General features: G+C 42.1%; 24 protein-coding genes and 1 pseudogene. 8 read left to right on the plus strand and 17 right to left on the minus strand.

The features are described 5' to 3' along the window. Window positions 1-11: 11 nt before the first annotated feature. Together rlmF and ltaE are read left to right on the plus strand one after the other, a co-directional pair. Window positions 12-947, plus strand: coding sequence for a 23S rRNA (adenine(1618)-N(6))-methyltransferase RlmF (rlmF, locus tag ACMVDV_RS20725; RefSeq protein ID WP_416159484.1), 936 nt, complete (start codon window positions 12-14; stop codon window positions 945-947). An 8-nt stretch (window positions 948-955) separates the two neighbouring features. After that, window positions 956-1,969 carry a low-specificity L-threonine aldolase gene (gene ltaE / locus ACMVDV_RS20730; protein ID WP_416159485.1) on the plus strand — a complete coding sequence of 338 codons (1,014 nt, stop codon included), beginning with the start codon at window positions 956-958 and terminating at the stop codon, window positions 1,967-1,969. Here ltaE and ACMVDV_RS20735 read toward each other — a convergent pair. The 11 genes from ACMVDV_RS20735 to ACMVDV_RS20785 all read right to left on the minus strand — a co-directional run bounded on the left by ACMVDV_RS20735 (window position 1,946) and on the right by ACMVDV_RS20785 (window position 12,510). Next, entirely contained in the window at window positions 1,946-2,536 is a 591-nt protein-coding gene (locus ACMVDV_RS20735) for a thymidine kinase (protein ID WP_304181660.1), read from the minus strand. The two genes, ltaE and ACMVDV_RS20735, sit on opposite strands and share 24 nt — an antisense overlap. A gap of 121 nt (window positions 2,537-2,657) precedes the next feature. After that, complete coding sequence (locus tag ACMVDV_RS20740; RefSeq protein WP_416159486.1) at window positions 2,658-3,431, minus strand: amino acid ABC transporter substrate-binding protein; 774 nt, start codon at window positions 3,429-3,431, stop codon at window positions 2,658-2,660. Between the two features lie 144 nt (window positions 3,432-3,575). Continuing rightward, window positions 3,576-4,049 carry a methylated-DNA--[protein]-cysteine S-methyltransferase gene (locus ACMVDV_RS20745; RefSeq protein WP_416159487.1) on the minus strand — a complete coding sequence of 158 codons (474 nt, stop codon included), beginning with the start codon at window positions 4,047-4,049 and terminating at the stop codon, window positions 3,576-3,578. Beyond that, complete coding sequence (locus ACMVDV_RS20750; protein WP_416159488.1) at window positions 4,046-5,407, minus strand: DNA-3-methyladenine glycosylase 2 family protein; 1,362 nt, start codon at window positions 5,405-5,407, stop codon at window positions 4,046-4,048. Before ACMVDV_RS20750 ends, ACMVDV_RS20745 begins: the two co-directional genes overlap by 4 nt. Before the next feature lie 78 nt (window positions 5,408-5,485). After that, window positions 5,486-6,100 (minus strand): superoxide dismutase, encoded by a 615-nt coding sequence (locus tag ACMVDV_RS20755; RefSeq protein WP_304181655.1) that lies wholly within the window; start codon window positions 6,098-6,100, stop codon window positions 5,486-5,488. Between the two features lie 31 nt (window positions 6,101-6,131). Next, the gene (locus tag ACMVDV_RS20760; protein WP_416159489.1) at window positions 6,132-6,638 is read right to left on the minus strand and encodes a hypothetical protein; all 507 of its coding nucleotides are present in this window, start codon (window positions 6,636-6,638) and stop codon (window positions 6,132-6,134) included. Between the two features lie 91 nt (window positions 6,639-6,729). Next, window positions 6,730-7,212 (minus strand): GNAT family N-acetyltransferase, encoded by a 483-nt coding sequence (locus ACMVDV_RS20765; protein WP_304181651.1) that lies wholly within the window; start codon window positions 7,210-7,212, stop codon window positions 6,730-6,732. A gap of 263 nt (window positions 7,213-7,475) precedes the next feature. Further along, window positions 7,476-10,622: an efflux RND transporter permease subunit gene (locus ACMVDV_RS20770; RefSeq protein ID WP_416159490.1), complete on the minus strand. Its 3,147-nt coding sequence runs from the start codon at window positions 10,620-10,622 to the stop codon at window positions 7,476-7,478. Between the two features lie 11 nt (window positions 10,623-10,633). Beyond that, on the minus strand, window positions 10,634-11,824 hold the full coding sequence (locus ACMVDV_RS20775; protein ID WP_416159491.1) for an efflux RND transporter periplasmic adaptor subunit: 1,191 nt from the start codon (window positions 11,822-11,824) through the stop codon (window positions 10,634-10,636). After that, window positions 11,821-12,075 carry a hypothetical protein gene (locus ACMVDV_RS20780; protein ID WP_416159492.1) on the minus strand — a complete coding sequence of 85 codons (255 nt, stop codon included), beginning with the start codon at window positions 12,073-12,075 and terminating at the stop codon, window positions 11,821-11,823. Before ACMVDV_RS20780 ends, ACMVDV_RS20775 begins: the two co-directional genes overlap by 4 nt. Window positions 12,076-12,129: 54 nt before the next feature. Then, window positions 12,130-12,510, minus strand: coding sequence for a hypothetical protein (locus tag ACMVDV_RS20785; RefSeq protein ID WP_416159493.1), 381 nt, complete (start codon window positions 12,508-12,510; stop codon window positions 12,130-12,132). A 166-nt stretch (window positions 12,511-12,676) separates the two neighbouring features. On the opposite strand from ACMVDV_RS20785, the pseudogene ACMVDV_RS20790 reads away from it, so the two are divergent. The 6 genes and pseudogenes from ACMVDV_RS20790 to bfr (ACMVDV_RS20815) all read left to right on the plus strand — a co-directional run bounded on the left by ACMVDV_RS20790 (window position 12,677) and on the right by bfr (ACMVDV_RS20815) (window position 18,677). Beyond that, a pseudogene (locus ACMVDV_RS20790) lies at window positions 12,677-13,533 on the plus strand (cation diffusion facilitator family transporter). Between the two features lie 102 nt (window positions 13,534-13,635). Next, a complete protein-coding gene (locus tag ACMVDV_RS20795; protein WP_416159494.1) occupies window positions 13,636-14,715 on the plus strand; it encodes a PepSY-associated TM helix domain-containing protein in 1,080 nt (359 codons plus the stop codon). A 226-nt stretch (window positions 14,716-14,941) separates the two neighbouring features. Next, window positions 14,942-15,223: a hypothetical protein gene (locus ACMVDV_RS20800; RefSeq protein ID WP_416159495.1), complete on the plus strand. Its 282-nt coding sequence runs from the start codon at window positions 14,942-14,944 to the stop codon at window positions 15,221-15,223. 121 nt (window positions 15,224-15,344) lie between these two features. Then, window positions 15,345-17,483 carry a TonB-dependent receptor gene (locus ACMVDV_RS20805; RefSeq protein ID WP_416159496.1) on the plus strand — a complete coding sequence of 713 codons (2,139 nt, stop codon included), beginning with the start codon at window positions 15,345-15,347 and terminating at the stop codon, window positions 17,481-17,483. Between the two features lie 245 nt (window positions 17,484-17,728). Further along, window positions 17,729-18,202 carry a bacterioferritin gene (gene bfr / locus ACMVDV_RS20810; RefSeq protein ID WP_149980077.1) on the plus strand — a complete coding sequence of 158 codons (474 nt, stop codon included), beginning with the start codon at window positions 17,729-17,731 and terminating at the stop codon, window positions 18,200-18,202. 10 nt (window positions 18,203-18,212) lie between these two features. Beyond that, entirely contained in the window at window positions 18,213-18,677 is a 465-nt protein-coding gene (gene bfr, locus ACMVDV_RS20815) for a bacterioferritin (RefSeq protein ID WP_304181633.1), read from the plus strand. An 86-nt stretch (window positions 18,678-18,763) separates the two neighbouring features. Here bfr (ACMVDV_RS20815) and ACMVDV_RS20820 read toward each other — a convergent pair whose 3' ends face one another. From ACMVDV_RS20820 to ACMVDV_RS20845, 6 genes are all read right to left on the minus strand, one after another. After that, window positions 18,764-18,958 carry a (2Fe-2S)-binding protein gene (locus ACMVDV_RS20820; RefSeq protein ID WP_011329912.1) on the minus strand — a complete coding sequence of 65 codons (195 nt, stop codon included), beginning with the start codon at window positions 18,956-18,958 and terminating at the stop codon, window positions 18,764-18,766. 242 nt (window positions 18,959-19,200) lie between these two features. Next, on the minus strand, window positions 19,201-19,827 hold the full coding sequence (locus ACMVDV_RS20825; RefSeq protein ID WP_416159497.1) for a YceI family protein: 627 nt from the start codon (window positions 19,825-19,827) through the stop codon (window positions 19,201-19,203). A gap of 453 nt (window positions 19,828-20,280) precedes the next feature. Continuing rightward, entirely contained in the window at window positions 20,281-21,027 is a 747-nt protein-coding gene (locus tag ACMVDV_RS20830) for a type 1 glutamine amidotransferase domain-containing protein (RefSeq protein WP_416159498.1), read from the minus strand. Window positions 21,028-21,404: 377 nt separating this feature from the next. Further along, the gene (locus tag ACMVDV_RS20835) at window positions 21,405-22,379 is read right to left on the minus strand and encodes a transposase (protein WP_416159499.1); all 975 of its coding nucleotides are present in this window, start codon (window positions 22,377-22,379) and stop codon (window positions 21,405-21,407) included. Between the two features lie 446 nt (window positions 22,380-22,825). Next, window positions 22,826-23,407 (minus strand): DUF7010 family protein, encoded by a 582-nt coding sequence (locus tag ACMVDV_RS20840; RefSeq protein ID WP_416159500.1) that lies wholly within the window; start codon window positions 23,405-23,407, stop codon window positions 22,826-22,828. Between the two features lie 314 nt (window positions 23,408-23,721). After that, window positions 23,722-24,186 (minus strand): GNAT family N-acetyltransferase, encoded by a 465-nt coding sequence (locus ACMVDV_RS20845; protein ID WP_416159501.1) that lies wholly within the window; start codon window positions 24,184-24,186, stop codon window positions 23,722-23,724. Window positions 24,187-24,259: the final 73 nt, after the last annotated feature.

Consider the following 24,259-nt stretch of genomic DNA (forward strand, 5'->3'; position numbering starts at 1 on the left):
AATTATCTGTTATGAAATCAACGCCATTAAAATCAAAACTACATCCTCGCAATCGCCATAACGCAGGTTATGACTTAGCGTACCTAACTTGCCAAGTGACTGCGTTAAAACCCTATATAGTGCTCACCCCAAGTGGCACTGAGAGTATTGATTTTAGTGATCAACAAGCAGTTAAAACACTCAATCAAGCGCTGTTAAAAGCCTATTACAATGTTGAATTTTGGGATCTTCCCGCAGGTTACCTGTGCCCGCCTATTCCTGGTCGCGTTGATTACATTCACTACCTTGCGGATTTATTAGCCGCTGACAATAACGCGCAAATTCCAACTGGCAAGCGAGTAAAGGTATTGGATATTGGCACCGGTGCAAACCTTGTTTACCCACTTACTGGCAGCCATGAATACAACTGGCATTTTACAGGAACTGATATTGACCCTGTGGCGATCAACATAGCCAAACAAATCGCGCAATTTAATCAACGCAAAATCACCATTAAACAGCAAAAAAATCCGCAGCAGATTTTTAATGGTGTTATAAATAGCAAAGATCTATTTCACCTGACACTGTGTAACCCACCATTTCACGCAAGTGCAGAACAAGCCAATAAAGGCAGTGAGCGTAAATGGAAAAATTTAGGTAAAAGTCCAAATAACGCACTTAATTTTGGCGGCCAGCATAATGAGTTATGGTGTGAAGGTGGCGAGCAGCAATTTATTATTAATATGATTATTGAAAGTGAACAATTCGCACAGCAATGTATGTGGTTTACCTCACTGGTATCTAAAAAAGACACGTTACCCGCACTACAAGCACAATTACAAAAACAGCCTGTTGCCGAAGTAAAAATAATAGAGATGGCACAAGGGCAAAAAGTGAGCCGCTTTATTGCCTGGAGCTATTTTGATCAAGCCACTCGAGCAGAGATTTGCCAACAATTTACAGCCTAGGAGGCACCATGATTGATTTTCGTTCAGATACTGTCACTAAACCTTGCGCGACTATGCGCGACGTTATGGCCAGCGCCCCGTTAGGCGATGATGTGTATGGGGATGATCCCAGTGTTAATGCGCTTGAGGCGTTTGCTGCACAGCGCCATGGTTTTGCCAGCGCCCTATTTTGTAGCTCTGGCACCCAAGCTAATTTATTGGCATTAATGGCCCATTGTGAACGAGGTGACGAGTACCTGTGTGGGCAAGCCGCGCATAATTATAAGTTTGAAGGCGGTGGTGCTGCAGTACTTGGCTCTATTCAACCACAGCCAATTGAAAATGAAGCCGATGGCAGCCTGTGTTTTGACAAACTGCGCGCTGCAATCAAACCCGATGACTTTCATTTTGCGAATACCCGCCTGCTCAGTTTAGAAAACACCATAGCTGGTAAAGTGCTGCCAATTAGCTACTTAGCTAAAGCCCGCGAGTTCACTCAGGTTCATCAATTAGCGCTGCACTTAGATGGCGCGCGGGTTTATAACGCTGCGGTTGCACTAGAAGTGGATATCACTGAAATCACCGGTCATTTTGATTCAGTGTCGATTTGTTTATCAAAAGGGTTAGGCGCACCGGTAGGCTCATTATTACTTGGCTCTGCTGAGCTTATCAATAAAGCAAGACGATGGCGTAAAGTACTTGGCGGCGGTATGCGCCAAGCTGGTATGCTTGCAGCCGCTGGGCATTATGCGCTTGAGCACAATGTTAGCCGCCTCGCAGATGATCACGCCAATGCCCGCTATTTAGCGCAGCTGCTCAATGAGATTGCAGGGTTTCACGTTGATTTAGCAAAAGATACCACTAACATGGTGTACGCCCAGGTTGCCGATAATGTCGATATTCACTCACTGGCACAGCAGCTAAAAGCCAAGGGCATTTTATTCAGCCCGAATAAAACCTTACGTTTAGTGATCCATTTGGGTGTTACTCGCGCTGATATTGAACTATTTATAGCTGAATTAACTGCTGCGCTGCATGTTTAACGCGGCTTTATAATGTTTGCGGCATACTGATACATAGCGATCATTGCCGCCAATTTCTACTTGGTTGCCATCAGCGATCGCATCGCCATTTTCATCGGTACGTAATACGTGATTGGCTTTACGGCCGCAATGACAAACGGTTTTTAGCTCTACTAATTTATCTGCCCACGCGAGTAAGTATTGAGAGCCGCTGAATAACTCGCCCCTAAAATCATTACGTAATCCGTAGCACAATACTGGGATCCCTAATTCATCAACCACATCGGTTAATTGCAATACTTGCTCTCGAGATAAAAACTGGCATTCGTCCACCAGCACACAGTGGCGCTTTTGTTCACTGTTGAGCTGTTTGATCAGTGCAAAAACGTCTTTTTCTGCATCAAAAATATGTGCATCAGCTTGTAAGCCAATTCGCGATGACACTTTGCCAACACCTGCACGATCATCCAAAGCGGCGGTTAAAATAACCGGCTCCATGCCGCGTTCACGATAATTAAATGCCGATTGTAATAACGTGGTAGATTTACCTGCGTTCATTGCAGAATAATAAAAGTACAGCTGTGCCATGAAAGTGCCTGCCCTGAAAAAAGTGCGCTAATGCTACCTTAATCTTGATTGAACATCACCTTTTTAGCATTCCTATTTGAGTCGTGTATTTGTTATGCTTAGTTAACCCCAGAAAAACAGCTCAATACCGATCAGTACTGGCCACTTGGTTAGCTTTATTTAGATGATCAACATACAATTTGGCATTATCTTGATCTGCTAAAACTCGCCAAATGCGCTGACTAAGTGATTGATGTTTTTGATAGAATTCTTTTGAAAACAACAAGTAGCCTTGCTCTGCTGCAACCGGTGGATAAATCGTTTTCAGCGTTGCGCTATCGTAGTGGCTGGCGACTTTGTGACTACCAATTTGACACAGCCCCATGCTGGCATCAGCCACTCCGCGCTCAATTAACTCAAGGGCTTTTGCAACAGAGGCCGTGTGCTGGATAAAAAAGGGTTCTTGGGCAAGGGTTTTATTCAATTTATAGCCACGAGGGATAGCTAAAGTAAATGCTTTGGTCTGAAACACTTCGCGGCTTTGCCACTGCTTATGAAACTTATTGCTGCCAATCAAACAACTGCTAAATTTACTCAGTGCACGTGTAGAGTCTGGTTGCTGCGATTTAGTCAGTGGGTATTGGCCAAACGCAGTGCGCTCTGGGCGATACGCTGCTATCACTGCATTGACTTTATTACTGCGTAAATCACTTAAACACGCTTGCCACGGTTTTCGCACATAGCGAATGGACACCTCAGCAAGTTTATTATCAAGGCGCTGGATCACCTCTAACAAAGCGTCAGGATCATCGATTGGCACATCGCTGCCTTCACTTAAAAATAACGTTGCGGCCGTTTTATCTTCATAACAAAAAATAAGCTCGGTTGCCTGTACTTGCAAGGCGGTTAAGCACATAACACAGCAACTACAGAATAACACCACACCCCACCGGTTTTCCCTAACACGCTTATTTCCATTCATTTTATCTGTAACCCTTAGACATCAATAGCTAAAGTGTAGACCGAAAAAATAAATTGTTTAGCTGCTTTGCAAAAAAGTTTAAATAATCCCTTCGTGTTCTAGTAACCATTGTTTTCGCTCTAGCCCACCGGCATAGCCTGTTAACTTACCATTGGCGCCAATAATCCGATGACACGGCACAATAATGCTGATCGGGTTTTTACCATTGGCGGCACCGACCGCCCGTACGGCTTTTGGGTTACTCAGTGCATTAGCGATGTCAGCATAACTTTGCGTTTGTCCAAATGGCACTGTGCTAAGCGCCTGCCAAACTGCCTGTTGAAAAGCGGTCCCTTGGGTCGCTAAAGTCACAGCAAAGGTTGTACGTTTGCCTGCAAAATAGTCGTTAAGCTGCGCTGCGCAATTTAAAATATGCGGCTGCTCCACCTTTACAAACGGGGTTTCTGGGTACTCTATTACAGGGTAAAAGCCCACATAACTTACTCCGTGGTGGTTACCTTGAATAATAATGTCATCAATGGGGCTGGGAATACGTGTTTGGATAATAGTCATATTAGCTGCTGCCATAGTTGAAAAGTTAAATAAGAGCGAAATGGTGCACACATCTCATCGTTAAATGGTTTTGCCCCCGCCTGCGCTTTCTTTACGCCTAAATCCCCCGCTAATAAAATATCGGGCTGACTTTGGCCGCGTAATTTTGCATAGTTGACTGTCCAAGGTCCAATCCCTTTGAGCGTCAGCCATTCGTCTAACTGCTGACAATCGGGATTATCGGCGCAAAATTGCGCTAGATTACGCAACGCATTTTTTCGCGCTTGTGGCATTTTAAAAAATGCCAGTTCACTGTTTGCCACCACTTCTGGCGTTGGAAAATACACTCGCTCGCCATCTCGTTCGCCCAGTTCAGCCACCAGCTGAGTAACTAAGTTATGCGCGGCGGTAACACTAACTTGTTGGCCAAGCACTGCGCGAATACCAGCCTCAAATGCCGACCAAATGCCCGGTAACCGCAGCCCTTGAGTTAACCCAATTGCGCCCTGAAGCTGGGCAGCTAAATGCTGTTCAATGTGCGCAGTATCGGCATCTAAATCAAGCACCCTGCGAATTTCACTTAAAATAGGCTGTAAAAAGCGCGGCTGATCAATATCAATGCTGACTAAAAAATGGTGTTTATGCTGTACAAACTCAGCCGTAAACTGGCCTTGGCAATGCTGATTTTTAAAGCTGCGACCATAGTGTGTATCGTCAAGCCATTCCAGCGGTGAAATTAATCTTTTGGCTAAAAATTGCTGCAACGCAGCCCAATTATAAGGGGGCCGAAACGGTAATTTAAGGGTCAACACTGCACTTGTTGTGCTGCGCTCACCACGTAGTTTTGAGGGGCAAATATGCAATTGCTGTAAAAAGGCATCATTAAAACGGCGAATACTGTTAAAGCCCGCCGCAAACGCCACTTGCGATACCGGCAAATTGGTCTCTTGCAATAATTTTTTCGCAAAATGACACTGATTAAATAACCGGTACTGGGTCACTGAGATACCGAAATGTTGTTGAAACAGTTGCCTTAAATAGCGGCTACTGACCCCTAATCGCTCAGCTAGCCGTTCACAGCTTTGCTGCTGAGTTAAGTCACTATCTATCAACTGTTTGGCTCGCAGTGCTGTGGTTTTACTGCCTTGCCATGCACTACTGCCAGGGGCACTATCAGGACGACAACGAATACACGGGCGAAAGCCAGCCTGCGCAGCATTGTGGGCATATTGAAAGTATTCTACGTTTTGCTCTTTTGCGGTAGGGGCAGGACAAATTGGTCGACAATAAATACCGGTGCTTTTAACGGCAATAAAAAACAGTCCATCAAAACGATGGTCGCGGCTTTGTCTGGCAAGTTGCCAATGGCTAGTATCCATAAGGTGCTCTTAACTATACATCTGCTAATAGAGTACGTGAAAAAACACAGTTTACTAGCCATTTTCGGCACTCAACCTTTATTTGCTAATTGCAGCTAAATAACGGCGCTCAACTTCAGCCCAATTAATAACATTGTAAAAAGCGGCAATATATTCAGGACGGCGGTTTTGGTATTTCAGGTAATAGGCGTGCTCCCACACATCTAAACCTAAAATCGGCGTGTTGCCGTGCATTAATGGACTGTCTTGATTTAAACTGCTTTCCACCACAAGCTGGTGATCTTTATTAACACTTAACCACGCCCAGCCACTGCCAAAGCGACTCACCGCAGCCGCGGTAAATGCGTCTTTAAAACTGTCAAAGCCGCCAAGTTGCTCAGTTATCGCTGTTAATAACTCGCCAGTTGGTTGACCACCGCCATCAGGGCTCATTACTGTCCAAAATAATGAATGGTTTGCATGTCCGCCACCATGTTCTTGCACTACTTTTTGCAGCTCACTCGGCAGCGCGTCAATATTGCTCAGCAACTCATTAACATCGGTGTTTGCATAGTTGCTGCTCTCAAGTGCCGCATTGGCTTTATTAATATACGTTTGATGATGCAACGTATGGTGTATTTCCATGGTTTTAGCGTCAAGATGAGGCTCTAATGCTGCATAATCATAAGGTAAAGCGGGTAATGTAAATGCCATGATTGCTCCTTAAGGGCATAGGGTTGATTGCTTAATGCAAGGTAATATATTGATCGGGTGTATAACTTAATGTTTGGTTTATTCTGTCAATCAAATAAGGTTGATGATTATGCACTTTGGCAAATTGCACTAACTCAAGGTAGGTTTTATGGTGATGGTGAACCACCACAGTGCGTACCGTATTGCATGGATGCTGAATTAAGTGGCTCAAGGTAATGTGGACATCGCACAACCACTGGCAGGCTTGCTCAGTTTGCTTCATTGCTCGATAGGTGTCGGCTAAGTTGTGCGCCGCAACAACCAGTGCTGGGCAGCAATGTTCAATTGCAGTGATCACCGATTGGCAAATTTTTGCTTGGCTAAACTGACTTAATAAATGTGCAGCCAAGGTATGCGCGGTCGTGTATTTATCTCTGGCCTCGAGTAAGGCGCCTCGTTCAAAGGCATAATTACCAGCCATAATATTAGCTTGCCAAGGACTCAAAGCCTGAGCAACACAAGGAAGCTCTGCGAAAGTAAGGCGCTGAAGCTGTGTCATAAAAATCACCTGCACAGATTAATTGATGTGTTTAATTTACACACCGAAACAACCTAATGCAAATGATTTTTATTTATATTTCTTTTGCGTTTTATTTCTCTGCAAAATCAATTAATGCTTGCCCAGTTAATCGATAAATAATCCACTCATTTTGTGGCTCAGCCCCCATGCTGTTATAAAAGTCGATTGCAGGTTGATTCCAATCGAGTACCACCCATTCAAAACGTCCACAGTCTTTTGCCAGTGCTCGGCGCGCCAAATGTTGCATTATTAACTTGCCCGCGCCTTTACCACGGCTATCTGGGCTGACATAAAGGTCTTCTAAATACAGGCCATTTTTACCAAGCCAAGTCGAGTAATTATAAAAATAAACGGCAAAGCCAATTGGCGTATCACCCTCTAAACAAATCACGCTGTGTGCTGTGGCGCCTTCACTAAACAAGGTGTTTAAAATAGCCTGTTCATCAGTTTTAACCGCGTCGGGCTCTTTTTCATACACCGCAAGCTCGGTAATAAAATGCAAAATAGTGGCGGCATCTGCCGGGACTGCGTCTCTTAAAATAATGTCTGTCATAAATTCTCTTTGTTACTACGAACGGTGAATACTGCTCGAGTTTATCTTTAAGCGTTTGTCATTGTATCGGTTTAGCAAGGTAATAATAAATTGGCAACTCACTGCTCTTAATATGATCAGCAAACCAAATATTCGCAAATTGCTTACATGTTGCGGGCTAAACCAAGCCGTTACTATATTTAACGCTCATTTATATTAATCCACTAAATAGCACAAGACGCAAGTTTATGCGCCTTGTGTTAGGTTATTTTACAGCACTCTTTCTAGGGTCTGTTTATCTGATAAAATTGTTTACTAAATTTTGCGTAAAGCACAGGCAATACAAATAAAGTCAAAAATGTGGCAGTAAACAAACCACCAACAATCACGGTTGCTAATGGCTTTTGGATTTCAGCCCCAATACCGGTAGAAATTAACATCGGGATCAAACCAAGTGCCGAGGTTAACGCCGTCATGAGTACTGGCCGTAATCGCGATAATGCGCCATTAAATGCCGCGCTATCTAAGCTATCACCACTTTTAACACGGTTATTAATACTCTCAACCATCACCACACCGTTGAGCACTGCCACGCCAAATAAGGTAATAAAGCCTACTGAGCTTGGCACTGATAAATATTGTCCTGAAACATACAGTGCAACCACACCACCAATCACTGCTAATGGCACATTCACTAAGATCAGCAATGCTTGGCCAATCGAGCCAAATGCAAAATAGAGCAGCAGTGCAATTAACGCCAACGAGATAGGCACTACGATGGATAGGCGTTGCTGTGCCCGTTGTTGGTTTTCAAACTGACCGCCAATACTCATGCCATAACCTGGCGGTAGCTTAACTTGCTCACTAATGGCGGCACGAATATCAGCAACCACAGAGCCCATATCGCGTCCTTGCACATTGGCTTGGATCACCACACGACGCTGCACATCGTCACGGCGCACTTGGGGCGGGCCAGATTCAATATTAACCGTTGCTACATCACCAACCCGTACTAACGCACCTGTCGGTGATGATAAACGTAAGTCTGCAATGGCCTCAGGGCTGTTACGAAATTCAGCGCCAATGCGCACATAAATATTATAACGCTCATTGGCATTAATAATTTGCCCTGCTGCAGTGCCGCCAATACCATGTTGTACAATGGTCATTAAATCACCCACCGATAAACCATAGCGAGAAAGCGCTAACCGGTTCGGTTTGATCACTAACTGTGCTTCACCAGCAATTTGCTCCATTGCCACATCTTTTGCGCCAGCGACTCCTTTTACAGCTTGCTCAATAGCTTGGCCTTTAGCGACTAACACATCTAAATCGGCACCAAACAGTTTAATCGCCAGTTGCGCTTTTACCCCAGACAGTAACTCATCTACGCGTGTGGCTATCGGCTGTGAAAAATTAAACAATAAACCTGGGAACTGCTCTAGCTTTTTCTCCATTAACACTTGCAGTTGCGCTCGGTTATCTGCAGATCGCCATTCGCTAACTGGCGTTAGCCCTAAGTAAATCTCTATATTATTGACCGGCTCTGGATCGCCGCCCACTTCAGGGCGACCCACACGACTTAACGCATACTCAACTTCAGGAAACTCAAGCAATATAGTTTCAAGTTTTGGCGCCACCGTCAAGGCTGTGTCTAAACTGGCCGAAGGTGCCAGTGTCACCCGTAAATTGATAGTGCCCTCTTCAAGCTCAGGCACAAACTCCGTACCCAACTGCGGCAATAACACGCACGCTATCACCACGAGTACCCCTGCAATAGCAATCACTGTTTTACGGGCAGTCATTGCCCAGCCTAAACACAGCTTGTAGGCTTTATCGAGTGGCTCTAACAGCACACTGCGCCTTAGCGTCACGCCATTGGCAAATAAATACACCGCTAATGCCGGTACAATTACCAATGCCACAATAACAGCCGCGATAATTGCCAACATAATACTGATTGCCATCGGCTGAAACAATTTCGCTTCAACCCCTTCAAAGCTAAACAACGGCATAAATACCACCAATATGATCAGCGCCGCAAAAAATACCGGACGCGCAACTTCTTGGGAGGCAAGCTTAATACGATGAATATAGTTAATTGATTTAGCGGTTGATTGTGTCGTTGGCTGCGTTAAATGACGGAAAATATTCTCCACCATGACCACCGAGCCATCGACTAACATACCAATCGCAACGGCAATCCCACCGAGCGACATTAAATTAGCCGAGAGCCCAAACCACGCCATCACACAAAGTGCTAAGCCAATTGAAATTGGGATCGACAATAAAACCAATAGCGTGGCCCGTAAATTCATTAAAAATAACGCCAGCACCACCACAATAAACACAAACGCCAATAGCAGCGCATCAACCACAGTATCAACCGCTTTGGTGATCAAATCGGCTTGGTCATACAGTGGCTCAAACGTAACCCCATCAGGTAACGCTTGATTGATTAGCTCAATGCGAGAGGTTATGCCATCAATGGTTTGCTTGGTATTCGCGCCAATGCGTTTTAGTACCACACCAGTCACCACTTCGCCCAGCGATATAATGTTACCTTGGGCATCTTTTTTACTCATCGTCGCCGCACCTTGGCGGATTTCACTGCCTAATGACACCTCAGCCACATCGGCAATGGTTACAACCGTACCATTAATGGTTTTCAGCGGTGTTTGCGCAATTTCTTGTAAGCCCAGTGTGCCAGCATTGAACCAACCAGTACCACGGATCACTAACTGCTCTTGACCGCGATTCATATACCAGCCACCGACATTGCTGTTATTGTCTTCAAGTGCGCTCACTACTTGCTGCTGATCCAATTGATAGGCAAGTAACTTATTTGGATTCAGGTTTACTTGATATTGACGAACATCGCCACCAAACGACAGTACTTCGGTGACGCCATCAACAGGTAAAATAAGTAGCTTTACAATCCAATCGTTTAAGCTGCGCAGCGCCATACTATCAAGGCCAGACTCCGGTGATGCCGCCAATAAATATTGATATACTTGACCAAGCCCTGAGGTATTCGGCCCCATTTCTGGTAAGCCAATTCCTTCAGGGATCAGCTCTTTGGCCGCTTGCAGACGTTCAAACACCAGTTGTCGAGCAAAATAAATATCCACGCCTTCTTTAAACACCACAGTGACACCAGATAAGCCAGTTTTTGAAATCGACCTGACTTGATCTACATCGGGCAACGCATACATAACGGCTTCAATGGGATAGGTGATCAACTGCTCAACTTCAACAGCAGCTAAACCCGGTGCTTCGGTATTAATCGCCACTTGCACATTGGTCACATCGGGAAACGCATCTAAATTCAATTTAGGGATCACCATTGCGCTCATCGCAACTAATACGCACAGTGCTAACAAGACCAGTAATCGATTGCTAATAGCAGCATTAACTATTTTATTAAACATACTCGTCGCTCCTAGTGATTATGCGGATCAAAGCCGCCTTTCGCTTGCTCTGATGCGACAAAAAATGCGCCTTCAGTGACCACTTTAGTGCCCTCTTGCAATCCTTTAATTTCACGAAAACCAGCAAAGCGTTGGCCTAATTCAACTTCTGTCGAGATAAGTGCACCGTCTTCATCTTGTACAAATACCGCCCAATCGCCATCGGGGTTTCTCAGCAAGGCTTGCTCAGGCACTGCAAGTACTTTTTGCGCGGTGGCAAATTCAAAATACACATCACTAAACATACCTGGGTGAAGGGTGTGCTGGCTGTTTTTCACACTTAAGCGCACCACCCGAGAACGCGTTACTTGATCTATCGTATGTGCTTCTTGGATCACCACAGCGGGGTACATCAGTTGATTAACTTTCACTGCTGCCATTGCCCCTTTGGCAATATCAATTGTTTGATTTGCCGATAATTTTGCTTCAACCCACAGTAAACTCTCATCAGCAATCAACATTAATTCAATCCCTGCATCTACCCGCTGGCCTTGGGCAAAATTATCACTGAGTACTGCGCCCGACGTACCTGCGTAGAGTGTGTATTCACCCAGTTTTTCAGCTGAGATCTCCGCACTTTGCGCAATCGCTTTAACTGATAAGCCAAATGCCACCAGCTGACTCTGCGCCACTTCATACTCTGCCTTGGCTGTAAGCAAACGCTTTTCACTGACCGTGCCTTTACCCATTTTTTGTACTCGTTGCCACTCTGCTTTCGCTAACCGGTAAGTGGTTTGCGCACTGGCAACCTCAGCACTAAATAAACTCACGAGCGGCGCACCCGCTTTAATATGCTGCCCTAAGGTTGCGTGACGTTTTACCACGATTGAATCAACACGTGGCGACAGTACATAACTACTATAACCATTGACTTTTATTTCACCTGGTGCGTAAAGCTGTGATTGATAAGTGCGTTTTTTTAACGTGCTGATCTGCACATTAGCCAAACGCATTTGGGTTTCTGTTAAGCGTACCCCACCAGCTTGTTCGCCCTCGTGAGGAGCTTCATCAGCTTCGTGCACATGTATAGCTTGTAATTGTGCTGCGCTGTGTACATGGCCAGCTTTGCCATGCTCAACGTCTTGCGGCGCGGATGTAGCTGTCGGTACAAAGTTGGCAAACATAAATACAAGGATAGAAAAAGTAATATTTAAGCGCTTCATAAGGCAGCTCCATCAATTAGGGGACGTGTAAATGTAGTAAAATGATTCGCACCACCCTCTTTCTCAAGGCTCGACTCAAGGTGTAGGTTATATAAGGATTGCCCAGCCGCAGGTAAATTGGGATGTTGTTTTAATTGCGTCAACAACCGGCTTAAATTGCCAGTATTAGGCGTTGCTGCAGCCAATGTATTTGTGGCAGCTAATAAAGCTACACAGCGGCAAGCAAACCGAAACGGTTTGTTTAAATTCATAACGTATACTCTTACTAAATAAATCGGTGACCAAAGTCTTGGCCAGCTAAAAAATTAACTTAGTAAAGCAGTAATAGGAGGGCGTAGATCAGGAATAAGCAAACGAGAGTTAAACGCGGGGTCGTTCAAACTAATAATATCGTAGCTAGGTAAATTAGCGTGGTGTTGCCATGGTTCAGTAAAGAAAATGGAAATATGGCAGACATGACAATGGGCATCATCGGCGTTATCAGCAAGCGCTTGGCTTAATTGTTGATGTTGTAGCTGATGAGTATCATGATCATTATTAATCGTGCAGTGTTGATCGAGCTCGCTTTGCTGGTGTAATAATTGCGAAGTGGCATTAATAGCAGCGTTATGATCAGCCACGTCAAAACTATCCAGCATTGGCTGAAGTAGTAATAAAGCTAAAATTAACAACACTGATTGCTTCAAGCAATAGACCCTAGAACGATTTTTCAATACCTTAACAGATCTTCTTCTTAGTGCAAAGCACTTAGCCACCCGTGACAAATGCCTACTTTATGCCACTGGCTAATTTACCCACGCTCACTTAGTATTGTGTGATCAACATAATAAAAAATACAGAGAAACGCCAAATATGGGTCATCAACATTCCCACAGTCATCATAATGCCGACCAAAGTAACCGCCAATTAGGCTTTGCGGTGTTTATCAATGTGCTGCTAACAATAGCCCAAGTTGTAGGCGGCGTGGTGTCTGGTAGTTTGTCTTTAATTGCCGATGCGCTGCATAACTTAAGTGATGCAGCAGCCATTTTTATTGCCCTCATCGCTCGTAAAATTGGCGGTAAACCCGCTGATGAACGTTATCACTTTGGCTATAAACGCGCAGAAATTTTAGCCACATTATTAAACAGCACCACACTCATTATTATTGGTGGTTTTTTAATTATCGAGGCAATAGAAAGCTACTTTAACCCAACGGCTATTGATGGTTGGATTGTCGTTTGGGTGGCAGCATTTGCACTGGTTATTGATATTGCTACAGCAATACTCACCTTTCACGCTGGGGCTAAAAACAGCATGAATATTCGCGCCGCATTTATTCATAATGTGTCTGATGCTATGGCCTCTATCGTGGTAATTGTGGCAGGTACCTTAATTATTCTTTATCAGTGGTACATTGTTGATTTAATAGCGACAATTTTAATTTCGGCGTATGTAATTTACCACGGTGTGTTATTACTCATTGAAAGCTGTAAAATTTTAATGCAAGCCGCCCAGACGACTTTGACCGCAATCAGGTAAGCCTTGCACTGAGTAAACAATTTGTGATTGGCCAAGTGCACAGTCTCAAAGCATGGCAGCTAGACGATAACCAAACTTGCTGTGAACTGGTGCTAACGACATCCGCGGAGCTAGTACTTGATGACGTTAAAGACTATTTGCATCATGAGTTTGCCATTGCACACTGTATTATTGAGCGCCGCGAATAGCAAAAGCATTGGTTATAATCGTTGCGCTTTATCGAATTTTATTGAAAACAGCTCGCGTTCTCATTTATCATCGCATTTTATAATGCATACAAGGTGTGTGAGTTGTTAAAATTGTGGCTACGTCGTACTCATTTAATACTAACATTAGTGAGTGGGCTGTTTTTGATCTGCTTAAGTATCACTGGCGCACTACTTGTTTACGCCAAAGACATTCAACGCTTTGTGCAGCCACAGCTGTGGACGGTAGAGAATCCCAGTAATAGCAAAGTGATTGCCTATCCTATTTTGCTAAACATCATCACATTACACACTCAGCAATCCGTTACATTAATAATGCCAGAGCAAAACCCAGATTATGCGTGGCAGGCACAATTGGCTAACAAACAATACGTCAGTGTCAATCCGTATACCGGTACGGTTATTCATCAGTATGATTATTACGGTACGATTTATGGTTTTACCATGGCACTGCATCGCTGGTTACTTTACGAAAATGCTGACGGCAATCGGCCATTACGTAACTGGGTATCTATTTGTGCGCTCATTTTTATTATAAATATGCTGGTTGGTGTCTACATTTGGCTCAAACCCAAAAACCGCTTAAAACGACTGGTGATCAAGCCAAGAGCGAAACTACGTATTTTGCTTTACCAATTACATACCGTCATTGGCATGTATTTATTTATCCCATTGATATTGATTGCTTTCACAGGCATGGCATTTAATTGGCAAGCACAAACCCAAGCCGTACTGGAATTTGTTACACAAACTCCTGTAGAGCCACGCCCTAAAGCGCCTGCCCTCGCTGTACCCGATACAATTGATCATAATAACTTGGCCGTCGCTTTGCATAAGGCGTTGCTGGTTTTTCCTGATGCCGAGCTGTTTCGTATTTACATGCCTAAAAAAGCCAGCGAACCACTGGCATTAAGAGTAAAAAATCCAGGCGAGAGTCACGCGTACAGCTGGGTGTGGGCAAATCAATATACTGGTAAGGTATTGCAATCTTATGATGCCTCACGCGCTAATCTCACAACTCAAGCATGGAATTTTAAATATAAGTTTCATATTGGTGATTTTGCCGGTTCACTGGTGCAAATAGTGTGGTTATTTATCGCCCTCACCCCCGTACTATTTACTCTCAGCGGTGGTTACTTTTGGTATAAGCGCCATTATAGATAACTCAGCATTATAACGTTTTATTAAATCAGCTCGCGACTGGTGATGTTGAACAATAATTTTAAGTTCACACCACCAGTAACACTATCAGATCAACTAATGCCACCCTTACCTTTAAACAAATGACGTCGCTTTATTTTTCCTATATTAGCTCCTAAAATTAATCGTACCAGTTGTATTTAATAATCACTTATTTAGCGCTTCAGGAAAAAGCTTAAGGACGAGAGCAATGAAAAGTGTTCTATTATTATTTATAATCAACCACCTGTGTTTTTTTATAGCAGCTGAGTTTTTTACTGGTATCTTGAGCAAAGTATCAGGTAATAGTTTTCTCTCAGTGCTAGGGCTCATTTATGCCTTTGTGGGTTTTCCGCTCCAGCTACTTATTGAACTACTACTGCTTATTGGCTTTTGCTATCAAATCTTTAATGTCGGAAAATATCAGGCAACTGCGCCGCTTTGGTTGGCATTTTTTGCAAGCGTAATGCTGATGTTTAACTTTTTTGAATAGCCACAAAACCAAAATACAATCAATAATAACTATCAATACCATTGCCTTTACACTTCTTTACACTTACTATTGCGCCAATAAAAAGAGCAACAATTTATAATACTTGTCGTAAAGGATCTTCATGTTCAAAACTTCTTTAACCTTATTAGCCCTCGCTGTAAGCACAACCACTTTCGCCGATGACGCTATAAATAAAAACCAACTAACTGACGAGCAAATGGAACGTATCGTTGTTTCCGGCAGCCGTGTTTTTGAAAGCATTGATGAGGTTCCTGCATCAATTACTGTTATCAATCAACAGCAAATTGAAGAACATTTGAAAGTAAATCCTGAGCTACAAAGCTTACTTGCGCAAATGGTGCCGGGCCTTGCTCCTGATACGGGTAGTTCAAGTAATACCGGGCAAACACTGCGTGGCCGTGCCCCACTGGTGATGATTGACGGCGTGCCACAATCAACCCCACTGCGTAATGGCTCTTTAGGCATTAAAACCCTCGATCCAAGTGCCATTGCCCGTATTGAAGTGATCAAAGGGGCAACCTCGATTTATGGTAACGGTGCATCGGGCGGTATTATTAATTACATCACTAAACAGGCTAAAAGTGATGAGAAAACAGCTGGCGAGCTAAGCTTATCGAGTCGCTTTAGCGCGGTAAAACTTGAAGAAAGTGCCGGTGCAAGAGTATCGGCGGCGATTAATGGCCGAGCAGATAAATTCAGCTACTTAGCCACTGCAAGCTATGAAGAAAATGGCGTACAACGCGATGCCCAAGGTGACATTCTCGGTTTGCAATATGGTTTGTCCGACGCAGTCACACAAAACTACTTTACTAAGTTAGGCTATGATTTTGATACTGAAAAACAATTACAATTTAGCTATAACTATTTTAGCTCACAGCAAAAAACCGACCTTGGTGATGTCAGCGGCGATATCAGCTTAGGTGAAAAAACCTACGCAATCCACGTACCACCCGAATTACAAAAACAAGGCAAACCGCAAGGCCCTGAAGGCAACGAAAATATCACCTTAAAGTACACCGACTACGCGTTATTTGAAAATACTCAAATGACCTTAGATCTCTACATGCAAGATATAGAAAACGTGTTTTTCTTCTCCCCTAATCTTGCCAACCCTGACGAAAATTACGAAGGCGGCCAGTCTATTATCAGTTCGGACAAAAAAGGCGCGCGTGCAACGTTTAATACCCAGATAGACTTTGACTCAGTTGAAGCCACATTCGTTTATGGTATCGATGCCTTAAAAGATATTACTTCACAGCCACTTGTTGATGGCCGTGTTTGGGTGCCAGAGATGGATATGAAAAGTGTTGCAGGCTTTTTACAAACAAAATGGCTGATTGCTAATGACCTTATAGTCAAGGCTGGTGTTCGCCAAGAAAGCATTGATTTAAGCGTAGACGATTACCGCACACTTAAACTATGTAAGACACCAACTCAATGCTCTGTGCCAATTAACGTAAAAGGTGACACCATTGATTACGACGCCACTACCTATAATTTTGGCATTAAATATAATCTTAATGAAAAATTCAGCCCATTTATAAGTTACTCACAAGGCTCGGATATATCTGATGTAGGCCTGCTACTTCGCGCAGCTACAGTGAACGATATTGGTCTGATACAAACGCAAGCCTCAATTATCGACAACTACGAAATTGGCTTTAACTCGCAATTTAACAATCTACGTATTGAAGTTGCCGCCTATCGCAGTACCTCTGAACTTGGTACAACCAATAAATTTAACGAAGTGACCGGCGTGTACGAACCGGTACGTGCTCCGCAAGAAATTTGGGGCTACGAAACGCTAGTAGACTACACAATTGCTGCAAATCTTAAATTACTGGCAACCTATAGCTATGTTGAAGGTAAAAACACTGAAGCAGATGTTTACTTAGGCTCAAAGCAGATCAGCCCACCAAAGGCAACTGCAAACTTAAACTGGCAACCGAGTGATGCTATATCACTCACCTTAAGTTATCTGTATGTTGGCGATAGAAAGCGCTTTGCAGCAAATAATGATGGCAAATATGTAGGTGATCAAGGCCCTGTTGATAGCTACAATATCTTTAACCTAAGTGGCCAATACCAATTTGCCGATAACTGGCAAGGTTTTGTAGGCATTGAAAACTTATTTAACGAAGACTACTTCCCTGCCCGTGCTCAGTCATATACCTACGGTGGTTATAACATCAAAGGCCTTGGCACAACGGCCACTGTTGGCGTTAAATATCAGTTTTAAACATCAGCAAACTCGTTCATTGCGTGGTGCAATGAACGAGCCTCTCTTGCCCTGTCGATTCAGCCCACTTTTACAGTAACTATTATAGTAACTATAAATAGCAATCTGTTCATAAAGCAACCAACAATGCAAACTTAAACGAGAATTAGACTCAATAGTAACCGCCTGATTTACAAGGAAAATACTTGCAATAACTGATTTTTCTACTACACTAGCAACATTAAGTATTTTAGGAGGTCACCATTATGAAAGGTAATCAAAAAGTTATCGACAGCTTTAACACGTTGTTAGCCAATGAACTTGCTGCTATTGATCAGTATTTTATTCACTCTCGCATGTATGACGATTGGGGTTTAGATAAACTTTATGTACGCCTTAATCATGAAATGGAAGAAGAAAAAGATCACGCAGACTGGTTAATTAAGCGTATTTTATTCCTCGAAGGTGTACCAAATATGACCAAGCGCCGTGACCTAATTATTGGCCATGACGTTAAATCAATGATGCAAAATGACTTAACGCTAGAGCTTGAAGTTGTTGAATGTGTTAAAGAAGTTATTGCAGTCTGTGAGCAAGAAAAAGACTATCAATCACGTGAGATCCTTGAAAAGCTATTATTCGATACCGAAGAAGATCATGTTTATTGGTTAGAACAACAACTCGGTTTGATTGATAAAATTGGTAGTCAAAACTATCACCAATCACAAATGGGCGAATAGGAGCTAAATTATGAAAGGCGATAAAGACGTTCTTGCTGCATTAAATAAAATATTGGCCAATGAATTAGTCGCTATTAACCAATATTTTTTACATGCCCGTATGTTTAAAGATTTTGGTTTTAGCGCATTAGACAAAGCTGATTACAAAACCTCAATTCAAAAAATGAAAAACGCTGACCGATTAATTGAGCGGATTTTATTTTTAGAAGGTTTACCTAACCTTCAAGATCTTGGCCGTTTACGCATTGGCGAAAACAGCGAAGAAATGATTGCCTGCAATATGGCCTTTGAGCTTGATTCACTCGTTGATCTTAAAGATGCAATCAAACTTGCTGAAAGCAAAAAAGATTATATTAGCCGCGAAGCGCTGGATAACATCTTAAACGAGCAAGAAGAGCAAATCGATTGGCTGGAAACCCAACAACTGTTGATCAAAAGCACAGGTATTGAAAACTACCTACAATCGCAAATGTAATTCTTTATTTAGATCAAAAAAAGCAGCTTAGGCTGCTTTTTTAGTTTTATCGATACTGAATTTAAAAAACTTGAGAAGCTAAATATTTACGCCACTTGATCGGTAATATCTGCTATTTGAATAAGTTTGCGATTGAGGATCTTTTTAGTACAGCCGCAGCATTTACCGCACTGACTACCGACTTTAAGCTCTTTGGTAAGCTCGCGCATTGTTGTCGCGCCGTCATCGATTGTTTGTTCAATCTTTTTATCTGTCACACCGTGACATAAACAGATATACATGAATACAAACCACTCTCAATTACATTCGAGCTTGTATATTAATCTAAACGTAAACGGTTCGCAATTAATAATCGCATAAAATTGAGAATTATTTTTGTTTGCTTCATTGCATATAGTTTTAGATGATCACCGCAACCCGGTTAAGATTTAAAAGGCTGATATGTGCCCTAACGGTCATTCAGGGATTATATTCTATCTGCAAATTTCACTGATTGACGATTTAGTAGCTAGCTACTTTCTTCTCATTGCTTACCAACATTCAGAAATTCCGCATAAACTTCTAAGTCAATTTGATCACCAACAATCGGTATATAACTGTCCATGCCAAAGTCAGAACGTTTGATTTGACCTACCGCGCTAAAACCAAGGGTGTATTTTCCTGTCATCCAATTGTCTGCGCCACCGTGAAATGTGGCTTTAAACGTCACAGGCTTGGTAACGCCTCTGAGCGTTAAATCGCCTGAGAAATTAAAACTGTTGTCAGATATAACCGTAACTGTGTGGCTAGTAAATGATGCCTGCGCAAAGCGCTCACTGTTAAACCAAGTGCCATTTTGTAAGGTTTCTGCTAAGTCAGCATTGTTAATATCAATAGAGCTAATATCCACCACTGCGCTTAATGACGCGGCAGTCATATTATTAGGATCAAAGTTGAGTTGTGCATCAAATTTATTAAAACGCCCTACATAGGTTGATAACCCTAAATGTTGGATTTTAAATATTAATGCAGCATGTTGACTGTCTAGCTGATATTCGCCCGCTTGAAGCGCTATCAACTCAGATTTAACAGTTGGTGCAATCCAACTAACACAACTTGTCAGTAACAGCGCAGCGCACATAGCTGAGACCGAATGTATAAATGTTCGCATTGTATTCTTTGACGCTGAGTTCATAGTAGTTAAGCCATTAGTGATGTGTTGAGTGTAGGTAAAATAAAACGTCATTTTTCATAGATCAAAATATATAATGCCTCATATTTTCCATTTTCACTTCTCTTTTATATTCATGATGGAGTGAAGCTGCCTATTTTTCGTCTATTAACCAACCGTTTTTACATAACTTGAGCTGCGGGGTCTGAGCAAATGAAATTTAACCCTTTGATATAATTGATGATTAATTATTAACGTTTTGAAGCGTCCGTTATCTCAACAATACTGCAATAGGCGCGAAAACCCTCGAATATTTCCTTTATGATCAAAGCCGAACTACTCAAAAGTGCATTTAGCGACGGTGGTAACACCCTAAAAAGTAAAATGCGTAGCGGAGCGAAACCGAGCCAAACTTTAGCAGTCCCGCCTTAATTAGCTTATTAAGCGCCGTTATTACTGTCTTAAAGTTATCATTTCTTTTGCTACAAGTGCAGCTGAAGGCAAAAACATTGTTGAGATAATACGTTGATCTGCAATCACAGCGTGTTTATCTTTTAATGTTTTTTTATTTTGAGCAATAGCACCATTCTTATTAAGTTGATTTTCAATAAGAAAAGGTAAAAGTGTTCCTTGTTTTGCCCATGGCTTCGATGTTTCAGTAGAGTTAGGAAAACCGGCTATTTTTTTCCCTTTCACCAAAAACTCCCCATTAGATAATTTCACGTTTGCAATGCCCGCTGAGCCATGACCACCAACACCTACAATACCACCTGACTCATATATACTACTGATAATAGACTGGATTTTTTTGTTATCTGCAACGTCAAACATGACTCCATAGCCACCACCTATGAATACGCCCCAATAGTTATTTGGGTCAATTTGAGCAGGTTTGAATGAACTGTTTGCTTTTTCTAAAAAGCCTTCATATTTGATGGTGTAACTACTTATGCCTAAAGGCTCCAACATAAACTTAACCTCTCCACCATTAGGTGATACAAAGTCAACTTCAAAGCCGTGACTAAAAAAAATGTGATACGGAGGTGCAAATTCCCATAAATTATTTCTTGCGTCATGCTGTTCAGGATCACCCATATTTATCATATTAGATGCCACGATCAGTATCTTCTTTTTAGGCTCTGCTATTGCATTTGTGGCTAGTAAGGCGCCTGTTAGTAAAATAATGGATAAGAGTTTCATTTTTTTCCTTTATAAATAATTAAACCATTATTTAGACGAGACAAAAGACGAAAAGGTTTAAATGTAGAATTTGTCTAGGTACTTAAAAGCGTATTAGGAAGGCCTGCAAAATAGAGATTTAGTCAAATCAGATAAAATAGTTATCAATGAACGACCGCTGTTCGCTCATACCCGAACTGTTATCTAATAAATATATTGACACCCATCATAAGTATTTTTTAAAACAAAACAATTAACTTATTTTGTGGGAGTGGCTGCAAGTGTTCAAAGCATCTTAAAATAGCCACTTTATTCACTTGAGGGATCCTCCATCCTGAATTACACGCATGGGGGAGCTTGCCTTAGGCAATATTTGAGGTTGAAGTGGAGTGTTAAAACTATGCCAGTAGTTTTTCGCAGTTACTTAGGTTGCTACGTCGTTTTCTGTTTAAATTTTCGCAATAACTTGCGTGTGATGAGGGTCTGCCGACTGCGCCATGAAATACGCGGGTAAAGTGCGTGGTGAGTTTTAACCAGTTTTCAGGGCAGATGTTGACTCGCTCTAAAAGCGGTAAATATGCGTCTTCAATGTGGCCGCATTTGTCTTCTCGCAAACAACGCCCAGTGAGCTCTACTAATTCAAGGTAAGATTTTAGCTCAAACGGTAATCCTTTGGCCATATGTTGTCTGGACCCCCCTGAAAAGCGCAGTAGTTGTTTTGGTTGCTTGCCTTCGGTTGCGCTTGCAATACGTTTTTGTACGCTAGTATGGGATGATTCTTCTGGGGTATTCGCCATTTTAGCTCTGATTGGGTTTAAGTCAACATAAGCCATGCATGCGGCTATGGCGGCTTCATCTAAAAGTGCGTGTGACTTGAATCTACCTTCCCAGAATCGCCCAGTACATCCGTCTTCTTTATTAGCTTTGCGAGCGATGTCTTCATTTAATTGTCGCATAAACCAGCTGATGCTACTTAAACGTGTGCGGTATTCGTTAATGGTTTCATTTAAAAAGAACTGCTCGGCATCATTGAGTTGCTCCCCTTGGATATATTTGTTTGTAAGCACGGTGCCCTTACATAACTTATGCCAGCGCAGAATAATTGCTTTATCGTTAAGGCGTGCGGCTTTTTTATCATCAACGTACAGCACTAAATGCGTGTGATTACTCATTACCGCATAGGCACACACGTCAATACAAAACACCTTGGCTAGACTGAGCAGTTTGTCTTCAACCCACCCTCTTCGATGCTCAAAGGACTGGCCTGTAAATTGGTCTTCACCACACAAAAAGGCACGGCGTACACAGCGGGAAATGCAATGGTAATAAGGTGTATCAACTAAACTTATTTGACGCTTTCTTGCAATTGCCATATATCACCCTGTTTGTTTTCCATACTAATTTAAACGTAGTAAATAATGTCAAAAAAGCAAACTTTACGATGGGTGTCTTCTTTGTCTTCTTTATAAGGTGTATCAACTAAACTGATTTGACGCTTTCTTGCAATTGCCATATCTCACCCTGTTTGTTTTCCATACTAATTTAAACGTAGTAAATAATGTTAAAAAAGCAAACTTTAAGATGGGTGTCTTCTTTGTCCGCTAATTTAAACGTAGTAAATAATGTCAAAAAAGCAAACTTTAAGATGAGTGTCTTCTTTGTCTCTTTGCTAATTTAAACGTAGTAAATAATGTTAAAAAAGCAAACTTTAAGATGGGTGTCTTCTTTGTCTTAACTTCTCCGCTTTCGAGGAACACATAACGACCAGCTAACAAAAGCTGATATTAGTCAACTTTGTACATGTATGGTTGGTAACACTTTAAGCAGAGGCGCTGCTTAAAGCGTCCTGATGACTTAATTTATTATATGCTATCGGCCTCGTTAGCATTAGCCAAATACTTAAACTATACACAAGCACAATTGCAAGCCCGATTGCAAAAAGGCGTGACTCAGGAAATATAAACCATGCTAACAAAACTAACGCTGTACGTAATAACGCATGAATTAATCCTAATGGGTGCTGAATAATCCACGAGTACACAATCCAATGTAACCCTAAACCAATACCCACACTTAGCGGTAAAAATTCTGGTGCATATAAGAACAAAGGTATATGTAGAGCCCACAATAGGTTTACCATTAAAACAGAAAGCCCCATAAGCTTGGCTAACGGATTATTTGAGGAGAAGACCTGTTCTTTGGTAATTTTTGATATTAGTAAAGCTATCGGAAAAATAGTACCTGAGCCAAAGAGTAGAACGAGCAAGCCTACCCTTTCAGAAACCTGAGTTGAAACAATAGCGAGCGTCAGCCAATATAACGCGCCAGCAATAGGCATCGATAAAGATCTTTTTGCCGAGTGTTCAAAATCTTTTCTGCATTCTTCCAATGTCATTTCCATACCCTAACCCATTGGTTTTAAATAATAATTAAACAGTACGCGAAGGGCGCATATTGCTGCTCGTGTCATGCTAATTTTGATACTTTATATAGTTTTAGCAAATTATTTAAGAGATTGCTAATACTTAGTTTTTATAGCCTCTGTACAATATAGAGTAGATAAAACGACATACCAAGGTCTGCTTGCGCTGGGAATTAAGTTAATTTTAGCGGCTAATCTAGCCATAAATTTATTCGCTGTCGGGCTAGCATCAAACTCGGGGATTTGAGCATCAGCAGCTAACACGTCAGTGCTTTTCCAATCATGGAAAAATATTATCTTTCAGACAAGACTAAAGTCATAAAACGGCTGTGCGGATCTTCAAGATAGTCTGAAAAAGGCCCGCAATAACTAAAGCCAAACTTCTCATAAAGGTTTCGGGCTGGTTCAAAAAACGCTTGTGAACCAGTTTCTAAGCTTACTTTTTGATAACCTTGCTCGGTTGCAAAGTTCAGCGCATGTTGAAGGAGCTTAGTCGCAACACCTGATTTTCGGGCAGCGCTGCTAGTACGCATTGATTTCAATTCAAGGTGCGAAGAATCGAGCTTTTTAACAGCCAAGCAGCCTTGCAAATTACCATCAAGCCAACCACTAAAAAAGGTAATATCTGGCGATTTTAAGCTATCCACATCCAGCGCATGCACACTCTCGGGTGGTGATGTCGCATACATATCTGCTAAATGTTCTTCTAACAGCTTAATAACGTCACCAGACGATAAATCGTCTACATTAATTTCCATAAATTCAATGTTCCTATTCTTTTCATTACACAATACACTTAGATTTAGTCATAATAAACATGTAGTTAAACGA

Origin of the sequence: Pseudoalteromonas sp. ASV78 (assembly GCF_047806705.1) — a bacterium.
GTDB classification, from domain to species: Bacteria; Pseudomonadota; Gammaproteobacteria; order Enterobacterales; family Alteromonadaceae; genus Pseudoalteromonas; species Pseudoalteromonas prydzensis_A.